This window comes from Haloferax sp. ATB1, assembly GCF_000730175.1.
Genome location: NZ_JPES01000033.1, coordinates 51704 through 63585, shown reverse-complemented (window position 1 = coordinate 63585; position 11882 = coordinate 51704). Strand labels below are relative to the sequence as shown.

Genomic DNA, 11882 nt, shown 5'->3' with positions numbered 1-11882 from the left:
TCAGCCTTCGCCATCTACGATTCGTTTTACGACGTCGCCTTCGTCTGCGACTCGTGTGGATACGTCCTTCCGCGAGGAGCGGATTGAAGAGTCAGACGAATCGATAGACGAACGCTCTCGGTGAATCGCGGTCGCGGACCGAACGGCGGGAGAGGATTCACACCCTCGGACGATGTGGATCCTACAGCAGAGAATAGATATAGCATCATACGGTGTATAGACGTTTCGAGTCTCGCATGCGGACCGAGAACGCTCGTACAGGCGCGTATGACTCTCCCGCCAAGCAACAGCTTTTGCGGCAGCCAGACGTCGCCTTTCGGTCCGGTAGTGTCTCCACCGTGTTCGCCGGTCGACGCCCGGAGGAAATCTGTCGTCGCGTGGCAGTAACGTGAACAACACAAATTATGACTAAATCGAGAGAATTTGCTGGAAAACTCGTCACTATCGCTCGTTGTCGAATTACAACTTAAGGAAGGTAGAAGCCCTCTTCCTGCACATCTTCGCTTTGTCACCGTCCGTAATTCCAAGCGCAGGTGAAGTTATATCAACCTCAGTCGTGTCCTCCCATGAGATGGTTAACATACGACAAGCGTTCAACCGATTTGTCGAAGAACTTGATTTCGGTGTCTTCGGCGTCGGGTTCTCGACATCGCTACTCGCAATAGCAGTGTTCTTCCTGAATCCGGAAACGTCAGCAGAGGTGATGGGACGAGTCAACGAGTTCCTCTGGACGGAGTATACGTGGGTGTACGTTGGGACGATGTTCCTGATGGTCGTGTTTAGCCTCTGGCTGATGGTCGGTCCATGGGGAAAAATCAAACTCGGAAAGCCTGATGAGAAACCGGAGTTCAGGCTGCTGTCTTTCTTCGCCATGATGTTCTCGGCCGGCATCGCGGCTGGTATCGTCTTCTGGGGCCCTGCGGAGGCGCTAGAGCACTACCAGACGGTGCCACCGCTAATCGGGGCCGACCCACAGTCCTCGGCGGCCGCGGTGGGAGCGATTCAGTACACCCTCTTCCACTGGGGGGTCTCGTACTGGGTTCCGTACCTCATCGTCGCCCTTCCCATTGCATACTACGCGTTCCGTAAGGACGCCCCAATGCGCGTTTCAACCCTCATCGCCCCGTTCGTCGGCGTCGACAATCTTGACGGGCTCACGGCGAAAGCGATCGACGTGATGGCTGTGTTCGCAACAATCGGGGGAATCGCGACGACCCTCGGGTTTGTCGGGAGCCAGTTCCTCACGGGGCTTCAGTACAACTTCGGCATCTCACTCGGTGACAGCGGAACGGTGCTCGTAATCACGGGGTTGACAGTCGCCTTCACCGTCTCCGTTGCGCTCGGCGTGAAGAAGGGGATCGCCAGACTCTCGCGGTTCAACATGGGAGTTTTCGCGGTGCTGACAGTTGTGACCTTCCTCCTTGGACCGACTAACTACATTATGAACACCGGCCTGCAGTCGGTTGGAAACTACTTCGCCGAGTTTCTCCGGATGACGCTCTACACTAACGCTACGGGGTCCGGCGAATGGGTCGGTAACTGGACCGTCTTCTACTGGGCGTGGGTATTCTCGTGGGCACCGTTCGGCGGGCTCTTCGTTGCCCGAATCTCTCGGGGACGGACAATCCGCCAGGTGGTCGCCACGGCACTCATCGGCGCAACCGCGGCGACAATTCCATGGTTCCTGACGATGGGCGGCAGCGCCATTTTCTTCGAACAAAACGGTGTCGCCCCGATGCTGGAGATGGTCTCCGAGTACGGCGTTTCAGTCTCCGGATTCCCGCTGTTCGGCGCATTGCCATTTGGTGGGGTGCTCTCTGCCGTGTTCATGCTCCTTGTGGTGACGTTCTTCATCACCTCGGCGGACTCCTCAACACTCGCGCTCGGGATGCTCACGACGGGCGGTAAACAACACCCATCGACCGTCAATCGGGTTATCTGGGGCGCGCTAATGGGTGGCCTCGCGTCACTGCTCATCGTTGGTGGGGGCATCAACGCTCTTCGCTCGTCGGCGATTATCACCGGCTTCCCGTTCGCCATAATCTCAGTCGTCGCTATCGCCGGCATGGCGCTGGAGTTTCAGCGTGTCAATCCGCTGTTCTCGAGCGGAAGCAAATCAACCACAACTAACGACACCGAGTCGTTGGAGCAGGCGGTTCCGAACGACGACGACTGATAATCGGTCGCTAAGTGACCGGCACCTCGAATTTATCAATCACGAATACGCCCAGTATATTTCATAAATTTCACATAATCGTTTACTCAATGACCTCAGAAAGCTCGGTGGACGAGCGCCGACTGAGGTGTCACCACCTCGTTGGAATGAGGCGGCCACAGAAACAAAACGAAACGACCGCGGCGGTCAGTCGTTGCCGTGTGCGGCGCTCCCAGCGCCTGCGTCCGGGGTCCGAAGCACGTCCGGGTCGGCGTCAGGTCCGAGCGGTTCGACGCGCACGCTCGATACCTTGAACTCCGGAATGCCGGCCTGCGGGTCGAAGGTCTCCTGCGTGAGTTTGTTGACCGCACCGGCCGCGAAGTGCATCGGGATGAAAAGCGTCCCGTCGCCGACGCGGTCTGTCACCGTCGCCTTGACCACGATGTCGCCGCGGCGGGATTCGACCTTGACGTACTCGCCGTCCGAAACGCCGAGTTCCGCGGCGGTCGTCGGATTGATTTCGATGAAGCTCTCGCCGACGTGGCTCATGAGGCCCTCGACGCGTCGGGTGATCTGTCCGGTGTGCCAGTGGTAGAGGACCCGCCCGGACGTGAGCGTGAAGGGGTACTCCTCGTCGGGGAGTTCGCCGGGGTGACCGCCGTCCGCCGGCACGAAGCGGGCCAGCCCGTCGTCGAAGTTGAAGTTCCCCTCGTCGTAGTCGTAGAGGTACGGCGTTCCGGGGTGGTCTTCGTCCCAGCACGGCCACTGAAGTCCGTGCTCGTCGCCCGATTCGAGACGCTCGTAACCGACGCCCCCGTAGATGGGAGTCAGGTCGCTAATCTCGTCCATCACTTCCCGCGGGTGGTCGTAGTCCCAGTCGTAGCCCAGTCTGGTCGCCAGTTCCTGCGTAATCTCCCAGTCCTGGCGCGCCTTTCCGGGTGGTTCCGCGGACGCCCGAACCCGCTGTATCCGGCGCTCGGTGTTGGTGAACGTGCCGTGTTTCTCCGGTGAGGTTGCCGCCGGCAGCACCACGTCCGCGTGCTCTGCGGTCTCCGTCATGAAGATGTCCTGTACGACGAGGAAGTCCAAGCTATCGAGCGCCTTGCCGGCGTGTTGGATGTCGGGTTCCGAGAGCGCGGGGTTCTCCCCGACGATGTACATCCCGCGGAGATTCCCCTCGTGGGCCTCGGCGAGCATCTCCGGCACTTTGAGGCCGGGTTCCGCCGGTGGGCGCTCGCCCCACACCTCGGCGAACTTCTCGCCGACCTCGTCGTCGGCCGGGTCCTGGTATCCGGGGAGACTGCCGGGCAGGTCCCCATGTCGCCGCCGCCGCCCTGCACGTTGTTCTGGCCGCGGAAGGGCGACAGTCCGGCACCCGGTTTCCCGACCTGCCCGAGCGTGAGCGCGAGGTCGGCCATCGCGAGGAGGTTCTCTGTGCCGTGACTGGATTGGGTCATGCCCATCGCCCAGCCGAAGACGACGTTCTCGCGTCGGCGAGCGTCTCGGCGGCCGACTGCAGTTCGTCGGGTGAGACGCCGGCCAGTTCCTCGACTTTCTCGGGGGTGAACGCCTGGACTTTCCGTTTGACCGCGTCGAATCCTTTCGTGTTCCGTTCGATGAACGTCTCGTCGTGCAGGTCGTGTTCGATGAGGTATCGGATGAGTCCGTTGAGCCACGCCACGTCGTAGCCGGGCGTCGTTCTCGTGTACTGGTCGGCGTGTTCGGCGATGCCGATTTGCCGGGGGTCGAACACCACGAGGTCGGCCCCGTCGCGGACGTTCTGCTTGATGCGAGTCGCCAACACCGGGTGTGACTCGGTCGTGTTCGACCCACTGATGAGGTAGGCGTCCGCCTCGCCGATGTCCTCGTTGATGCGGTTCGTCATCGCGCCGTAGCCGAGCGTCTGTTGGAGCGCCGCCACCGTCGACGAGTGACAGAGCCGGGCGCAGTTGTCGATGTTCTTCGTGCCGAGCACCTGTCGCGCGAACTTCTGGACGAGATACGCCTCCTCGTTGCTCCCTTTCGACGACGCGAGGCAACTGACCGCGTCGACGCCGTGTTCGTCCTGAATCCCGCGGAGTTCCCCGGCGACGTAGTCGAGCGCCTCGTCCCACGACGCCGACTCGAACTCGCCGTCTTCGTTTCGAATCAGTGGCTTCGTGAGCCGCTTCTTGCTGTTGGCAAAGTCGTGTCCGAACTTCCCCTTCACGCACGTCGAGAAGTTGTTAGCCGGGGCGTTGTCCGGGTCGTCGACGGGTTGGACGCCGAGGGCGTTTCCGTCTTTACCCCACATCTCGAACCGACAGCGACCGCACAGAACCCGCACGTCGTCTCCGCTTTGTCGATTTTCCCCAGTCGGTAGTCGCTGACGAGCGACGCGATGTCGAATAGCCGACCCTCCGGCAGTGTCTGCGCCGCGATGTTCTCGGCGGTGTGTTCGCCCGCGAGCATGGCCTTCCGACCGTACTCCCCGAGGAAATCGGACGCTCGGCGTTTGCTCTGGGCCATGTATCGGGCGACGCCGCTTCGTCCCTCCTGTCCCGCCTCGGCTTCGCCACCGGCACGCCCCGCACTACCGGGTGCGGGCGAGCGGTTCGGTGCCGTCGTGTCGTCGAGGGTCTCTACCTCCTCGTGTTCGATGACGTTCCCGACGGAGTTCCGCTGCGTGAACCCCGGAAGCGGGAGCGTCCCCGCGCCACCGATGTCCTTCTCGGTCAGCGCGCCGGTCGGACAGACCGTGGCACAGTGCCCACAGGAGACGCAGTCGGAATCCGCCATCGTCTCGGCGTCGGACTGGAAGCCGATGCGGGTGTCCTCTCCGGAGCCCTCGATACGGAGGACTCCTTCGACCTGAACGTCGTTACAGCCCTCGACGCACCGGTTACAGAGGATGCACTTGTTGCGGTCGATCTGAATGAACGAGGAACTGTCGTCGAGCGGTTCGTATTCGCTGCGGTCGTCGAAGACGCCGTAGCGCGGGTGGTCGACCCCCTCGCTGACGGCCGTCTCTTGGAGTTCACACCGACCGTTCCCGTTACAGGTCGTACAGCGCAGGTTGTGGTTGGAGAGGACGAGGTCGAGGTTGACGCTCCGGCACTCCTCGGCGGTCGCCGTGTCGGTCTCGACCGTCAGTCCGTCCGTCGCCGGGAACGAACAGGAAGGAACGACCCCGTGTTCGTCCGTCTCGACCATGCAGGTTCGACACTCGCTCCGAGGACCGATTTCGTCGCTCGCGTCGCCCTCGCGGTCGTAGTAACAGAGCGCCGGAACGTCGGCGTCCTCGTCAAGGCTGTCGGCCCCGGGGTCAACGCTCACGACCTCGTCGTCGACGGCTTGCATGGCGTCGATGACGGTCGACCCCGGCGGGACGGTGACCTGTGTTCCGTTGACGGTGACCGTCGTCGGGTTCTCGCCGTCGGTTCCGACGGGCGGGTCGTTCGCGGTCCCGGTCTCGAACTCCGCCGTGACCGGCGTCTCGTGCTGCGGGTCGTCTATCTCCGGAACGCCCGGGAGTGGGTCGTCAGTACTCATAGTTTGTCAGAACAGGTTCCGCTCGGACAGCGGCCGTCGGCGTGTGCTTCGAAACTCGATTCGAACTCGTCTATCGCAGTCAGCACCGGACGCGGTGCATCGGCGCCAATCTGGCAGTTGCTCGACTGGGTCATGACCGACCGAGTTCGCGTATCTTCTCCCGGTCGAACGAGCCCCGGTAGACCGCTCGCAACAGTTCGGTGAGTTGGACGGTTCCCTCCCGCCCCGGCACGCACCGCCCGCTGTTGGCTTCCGAGGCAAAGCGCGCTCGGTCTCCGGCAGTCGCGACCGCACACCGCTCGTCGTTCAACAGTTCGACGACGCCTTCCGTTCCGAGGCCGGCCGCAGTCAGTCCGGCCGCGGTCGGTGTGACGTCCAACGTCCGGGTGAGGCCGCCGAAAACCCCGCCAACGCAGGCCATCTTGAACGACCCCTCCAGTTCGACGGCGTTCCGAACAGCCGAGAGGTGGGCGTCCGAACCGGCCTCTATCGTCGCGGGCGCGGTCACGTCGCCGGTGACAGTTAGCAGTCGCGTCGTCGATTCGGCGTCTCTATCGGTGCCCTCGGAGTCCGAGAGCGCGAGACGTATCTGGGCGAAGGTCCGCGGCGTATGGATGACCGTGGGGCGACCGTAGAGTCCGTACTCGGCCGGTGTCGGCGGCTGGAGACGGGGCTCGATTCTATCCGCACCCTCTATCGCTTCCAGCGCCGCCGTCGGCTCGCCGGCGCGGTACTCGTCCGGACCAGTGACGACTCCCGGCACGACCGGGAGTTCGTCTGCGGCGGCGTCGATAGCCTCCTGAAGATGTGCTTGGAGTTCGGTGTCGGTCTCGGCGAGGTGGATGACCGCGTCAGTCGTCCCGATGTACTCGGCGACGGCCGCCACTCCGTCGAGCACCGACATCGGCGACCCGGCGAGGAGCGTTCGGTCCGCGCGCTGGCGGTCGTCCGCGTCGTTCGCGTTCACGACGACGACCGGGTCGCCGTCGGTCTCTCGTGCGCGTTGCCAGGCGTCTGCGACCGGTTCGTCAGCGGTGGCGTCGCCTCTGCCTCGACCGACGAGTCCGGCGTCCGCGATGGCGCCCGCGTCCCTATCGAGCGAGTAGAACTGATACGCTGTCGGGTCCAGCGGGTCGACCCATCCACAGGGGCCGAGGACGCGCCGCGTTCCTACCGCGAGCGGCCCGTCGGTCGGAACTGGCAGCGTCGTCGTCTCGGCGTCGTGTTCGACGACTGCCGCGGCACCGTCCGTCGGTAACTCCCCTTCTTCCATGGCGGTGACGAGGTCTCGGACCCTCGATGGCTCCGGGGCCGGAAAGAACGCGGTCCGCCCCGCGTCGGTCGCGAGAACCAACGGGTCGTACTCGCTGATTCCGGTGGGTCCCGTCCGGAGGACCGTGACGGAGTCGGCGGTACCGCGTGCGGCGCTCAAAGCGCGCTCGCCGTGTTCCGTCCGCCCGGCTCCCGAGACCCGGAGTACCGGCGACCGGACTGCGTTTCCTGTGCGACTCATTCTCACAGTTGAAGAGACACGGCGGGCTTAAAAAATCATCCCAACCAACTCGCGTCGGAGTGCGACTTCGACGTGTCCGGGAAATCGAACTCGAAATCGGCACGAGCGCGAGTGGGCGGGGAGACAGGTGACTGCCCCAGACGGGACAGTGAGCGGAGCAAAAAGCTAAGGCGGCGACGCGTCGTCTACCGTGATGATGACCAACCCACGGTTCGACGACGTGCGAGAGAAGGCGGCCGACGCGACTCGCGAAGACGACGTCCAGTCCGTGTACACCGGACTCGTCCACGACGACGGTCGACAGGAGTACTACTTCGCCAACGACACCGAAGAGGCGTCGGAGTTACGCGAGACGGCGGCGGTCCAACTCGGGATGTTGGTTCGCGTCCTCGCGGACCGCTCCGAGAGCGACATCGAGGAGATTACCGACCTCGCGGCCGAGCGAGCCGAGAACATGCGATTGGAGTAGCCGCCGGCTGTGGAGCCGACTGCTCGGAAACACATGCTTGTCGGGACGAGTCGGCTCGAAAAATGCCGGGCGCGTCGGAATCGTCGAGCGCCCTTCAGAGATCAGCGGCGTTTCGTCTACTCGGTCACCGCGACTGCTTCGATTTCTATCGCGGCTCCTTTCGGCACGTTTCCGACCTCAACCGCGCTCCGCGCCGGCGGATCTTCGTCGAAGAACTCGCCGTAAACCTCGTTGAACTCCTCGAAATCGTCGATATCGTCGAGGAAGACGGTCGTTTTGAGCACGTCGCCTAAGGACGCGTCCTCGGCGGCGAGAATCGCCGCCACGTTTTCGAGACACTGCTTCGTCTGGTCGCCGACCGAGGCGTCGTCGAGTAGCTCACCGTCGGGCGTGAGCGGGAGCTGTCCCGCGGTGAGGAGTAGCTCGCCGTTCGTCGTCGCTTGACTGTACGCGCCAACAGCCGCCGGGGCATCCGAAGTGCTAATCGTGCGCTTCATGGCCGGCCGTTGCGGACGGTCCGTATTAAATCCAGTTCGGGGACTGAAGCCGCACACGTCATGTAAGAAACCGGAGTGCTTGTGGGATGTCTCGGCGCACACGCGAGTTGACGACTACCGTTACAGGTGGCAGGGAGACGGTGCATCAACGGTCGGTCCGGAAGGGAGCGCCGAGCGTGACCGGGGCCGTCGACTGCGATTCGGAACCGGGTCGTCGCGGGTGTGTTCTCTGGACGAGTACGCCATGAGAAAAACACAAACAATAAGTTATCTAGTAGTTTGAGAATGCGCTACACCACCCTACTCAACCGTGACGTGTCAGACTTCATGAAAACGAAGTCTACCCGAGCTATAAATGGTGACCGTTCGCAGAGGTTGAGTGGAGTTCACACAATGTCTATGGACGCAGTCGTCTACAAAGGCGAACGAGAGGTCGCAGTCGAAGCGGTCGAAGAGCCCCAGATTCAACACCCGAACGACGTCGTCATCGACATCACGACGACCTGTATCTGCGGGTCCGACCTGCACATGTACGAGGGACGGACGGCCGCGGAACCGGGAATCGTGTTCGGCCACGAGAATATGGGTATCGTCGAAGAAGTCGGCGATGCCGTCAGCGGTCTCGAAGTCGGCGACCGCGTCGTCGCGCCGTTCAACGTCGCCTGTGGTTTCTGTGAGAACTGTGAGAACGGCTACACCGGCTTCTGTACGAACGTCAACCCGGCTTCGCCGGGGGAGCGTACGGCTACGTCGCCATGGGTCCCTATCAGGGGGGGCAGGCCGAGAAGCTCCGCATTCCGTACGCTGACTTCAACGCGCTCAAGCTACCGGACGGGCGAGAGCACGAGGACTCGTTCGCGCTGCTCGCGGACATCTTCCCGACGGGGTGGCACGGCACGGAGCTCGCCAACCTCGAATCCGGCGACTCCGTCGCTATCTACGGCGCCGGTCCGGTCGGCCTGATGGCCGCCTACAGCGCCAAGCTCAAGGGCGCGGCCGAGATTTACGTCGTCGACCGCGTTCCCAGTCGCCTCGCGCTCGCCGAAGAACACTGTGACGCCACACCCATCAACTTCGAGGAGGGCGACCCCGTCGAACAGATCAAAGAGATTCACGGCGGTGGCGTCGACAAGGGCGTCGACGCGGTCGGCTACCAGGCCATCGACCCGGACAAGGAAGCCGACTCCGCGTACGACCCCGCCCGGGAGAACCCGGCCGTCGTCATCAACAACCTCATTCGGACGGTCCGACCGACCGGCGAACTCGGCATCCCCGGTCTCTACGTGCCCGACGACCCCGGCGCTCCCGACGAAATGGCCGCGCAGGGTCGCCTCGGTATCGACTTCGGTCTCCTCTTCGAGAAGGGTCAGGCCCTCGGCACCGGCCAGTGTAACGTCAAGGAGTACAACCGAAAACTCCGCGACATGATCATCGAGGGACGCGCCGACCCGAGTTGGGTCGTCTCCCACCGCGTCGGCCTCGAAGACGCACCCGAGATGTACGAGAAGTTCGACAACCGCGAAGAGGGCGTCACCAAGGTCCTGCTGGAACCCTAGGAGTAGGAGTAGCGGAGCCTCCCAACTCGGTTCCCACCGATACTCCTTTGCCGGTTTGTCCGGTATCGCGTTCTATGTGTCAGTACTGCAGTTACCGGTACCACGACGGTTGGACGCAGTTGTTGGAGTACGACGAGGTGTATCAGACGGTGATCAGCGGTGAGTCGGAGTCGACCTATGGCTTCCACGAGTCGTGGGACGAACTCCGAGACGAGGTCGACTTCGGCGCGGCCTATTGACCTCCTCCCGCGCCTAAAGTCGTCCCCAGAACGCACAGCGTTCTGGTGTGCGAACGAGACGCAGAGCGTCTCGTCAACGCGGGAATCCCACCATGGGATTTCAGGCCGAGTGCGGCCCTAAGGTTTCAAGACGCATACGTTCCAAGCGTCTCTTGCTGGGTGTCAGCATCGGCTTGGCTGTCTTGTGGGACGGTCAAACGTCCCCCTTCCTCAGCCGAGTCATCGCCAGCCGTGTGTTCTCTTGGATGACTCTCTCCACTGAGGTAGCGGTCTGCAATATTGAGCGCGGCGTTAACGTCTGCTTGGTACTCCGAAACCCAACACGCCGAGTTGGAACACTTGAACGTCGCCTGCTTCGGACGGTAGCCCGTCTCTCCGCAACAGTGGCACGTTTTCGAGGTGTACGCGGGATTCACTGTCTCCACACGAATCCCTTTCTCAGACGCCTTGTAGCGAATCTGAGCGTGCATCTTGGCGAAGCCCCATCCGTGAAGCCGTCGATTCATGAACGCGCCGTAGTCCATGTTCTCACGGATGTGCGTCAAGTCTTCCAGAACCAACACGGGATTCTCGAATCGGTCGGCGTAGGAGACGACCTCCGACGTGACCGTGTGAAGGATGTGGTCGATGTGTCGCCACAACTCGTCGCCGTAGGATTCAGCGATACGTTCGCTTCCGCGTTTTTGAAGGCGTCGAGTCGCCGTGAAGTACGTCTCACGGAGTTGCCGTACTCGCTTGCCTTCGTCGTTCCAGAGGTTGGGTGCAGTCGGGGAGCCGCGCTCGTCACGGTGACACACCGTTAACAAAGAGGCTTCCCCGATGTCTACCCCAATCGGCGTTTCCGCCGAACTGGTCTCTCGTTCCTCCACGTCCCGCGTGGCGACGATGTGAAAGTACCACTCGCCGTCACGGTCGAACAACCGACATTCGCCCATCTTTGCGTCTCCTGCGTGCAACGCTTCCAACCACTCTCGCTGTTCGGGATTCGGTTGCGCGGGCAACCAGAGGTTGTAGTCGTCGTGGTGCGGGATTTTGACGTACCACTCGATAGCGTTCTGTGGCTTGTGGTCGAGCTTCGGGCCTTCGTTCGTGAACCGAACGGGGTGGTCGTCGTGAAGCTCTTTGGCGTCGCTTCCGCCACAGAGTTGTGGGACGTACTTCTTGAGCGCGTTCTTGGCGTAGCCGCTCAGGTCGTAGTTGACTACCACGTCGTTCGCCGCCGACTGTGTGGTGCAGTTAGCGTTGAACGCGGATTCAAGGGCGTCTTGGTACGCCTGTTCCGTCTCACAGAGTTTCCGATGCTTGTGGGTGTTCGGTTCCACAAGCTTCAGTTCCAGCGTCTCGGTGAGTTCGGTCACTGTTCGTCCTCCTCGTGACGCTGGATGTACTTCTCGACAGTCTCACTCGAAACGTGTCCTGCTGTCCCCGCGTAGTAGCCTCGCACCCACTTGATTTTCTCACTGTCGTGGTCGGCGTGTCGGTGGTTGTACTTCCGCGAACTGATGCCTTTGAACCAGTTGGCGAGAAGTGACGGAGCGTGCTTCGGCGGGCTACTGACGAACAGGTGGATGTGGTCGGGTTGGACAGTGAGGTCGATAATCTCCAACCCCTTCTCGTCAGCGATTTCGTGGAGGATGTCTCGCACACGGGTTGCAACGTCACCGACGAGTACCGACCGACGGTACTGAGCGGAACCCTGTTCCGCGATGTCCGCAGAACCGTCGGTTCTGCGAGACTTCGGTATCCACACTATGTGGTAGTTGAGGTTGTACGTTGCGTGCCGTGTGGTCTTCATCCGTACTACACACTATACGTAGCGTGTGTCTTAAAACCACCTTACACGGTGGGAAATCCAGCCGTACTACCGTCGGTGGTTGTGTACGCTATTGTCCGCTTGACCCGCGCCTGAAGACGCGGGTATG

At 62.1% G+C, this 11882-nt stretch carries 6 protein-coding genes and 3 pseudogenes; 4 read left to right on the top strand and 5 right to left on the bottom strand.

What is annotated here, in order from left to right; translation table 11 throughout:
* Window positions 1–571: 571 nt before the first annotated feature.
* Entirely contained in the window at window positions 572–2176 is a 1605-nt protein-coding gene (locus ATB1_RS05545; protein WP_042662616.1) for a BCCT family transporter, read from the top strand.
* 186 nt (window positions 2177–2362) lie between these two features.
* Here ATB1_RS05545 and fdhF read toward each other — a convergent pair.
* Window positions 2363–5686: pseudogene (gene fdhF, locus ATB1_RS23795) on the bottom strand (formate dehydrogenase subunit alpha).
* Window positions 5683–7040, bottom strand: a pseudogene (locus ATB1_RS05535) (NADH-ubiquinone oxidoreductase-F iron-sulfur binding region domain-containing protein). The pseudogenes fdhF and ATB1_RS05535 overlap by 4 nt, the downstream one beginning before the upstream one ends.
* Window positions 7041–7392: 352 nt before the next feature.
* Here ATB1_RS05535 and ATB1_RS05530 point away from each other — a divergent pair.
* Window positions 7393–7668 carry a hypothetical protein gene (locus ATB1_RS05530; protein ID WP_042662615.1) on the top strand — a complete coding sequence of 92 codons (276 nt, stop codon included), beginning with the start codon at window positions 7393–7395 and terminating at the stop codon, window positions 7666–7668.
* Between the two features lie 116 nt (window positions 7669–7784).
* Here the strand turns inward: ATB1_RS05530 and ATB1_RS05525 are convergent, their stop codons facing one another.
* Entirely contained in the window at window positions 7785–8165 is a 381-nt protein-coding gene (locus tag ATB1_RS05525; RefSeq protein ID WP_042662614.1) for a Rid family detoxifying hydrolase, read from the bottom strand.
* A 399-nt stretch (window positions 8166–8564) separates the two neighbouring features.
* Here ATB1_RS05525 and ATB1_RS05520 point away from each other — a divergent pair.
* Window positions 8565–9721: pseudogene (locus ATB1_RS05520) on the top strand (glutathione-independent formaldehyde dehydrogenase).
* Between the two features lie 74 nt (window positions 9722–9795).
* Window positions 9796–9960, top strand: a complete 165-nt coding sequence (locus ATB1_RS22325) for a hypothetical protein (RefSeq protein ID WP_193493643.1) — start codon at window positions 9796–9798, stop codon at window positions 9958–9960.
* A 125-nt stretch (window positions 9961–10085) separates the two neighbouring features.
* Here ATB1_RS22325 and ATB1_RS05515 read toward each other — a convergent pair whose 3' ends face one another.
* Together ATB1_RS05515 and tnpA are read right to left on the bottom strand one after the other, a co-directional pair.
* Window positions 10086–11318 (bottom strand): RNA-guided endonuclease TnpB family protein, encoded by a 1233-nt coding sequence (locus ATB1_RS05515; protein WP_042662613.1) that lies wholly within the window; start codon window positions 11316–11318, stop codon window positions 10086–10088.
* Window positions 11315–11755 (bottom strand): IS200/IS605 family transposase, encoded by a 441-nt coding sequence (tnpA, locus tag ATB1_RS05510; protein ID WP_042662612.1) that lies wholly within the window; start codon window positions 11753–11755, stop codon window positions 11315–11317. Before tnpA ends, ATB1_RS05515 begins: the two co-directional genes overlap by 4 nt.
* Between the last annotated feature and the right edge of the window lie 127 nt (window positions 11756–11882).

Excerpts from the sequence above, each read along its gene's own strand:
- tnpA (WP_042662612.1), bottom strand. The coding sequence starts at position 11,755 with ATGAAGACCACACGGCACGCAACGTACAACCTCAACTACCACATAGTG.
- ATB1_RS22325 (WP_193493643.1), top strand. The coding sequence starts at position 9,796 with ATGTGTCAGTACTGCAGTTACCGGTACCACGACGGTTGGACGCAGTTG.
- ATB1_RS05525 (WP_042662614.1), bottom strand. The coding sequence starts at position 8,165 with ATGAAGCGCACGATTAGCACTTCGGATGCCCCGGCGGCTGTTGGCGCG.
- ATB1_RS05530 (WP_042662615.1), top strand. The coding sequence starts at position 7,393 with ATGATGACCAACCCACGGTTCGACGACGTGCGAGAGAAGGCGGCCGAC.
- ATB1_RS05545 (WP_042662616.1), top strand. The coding sequence starts at position 572 with ATGGTTAACATACGACAAGCGTTCAACCGATTTGTCGAAGAACTTGAT.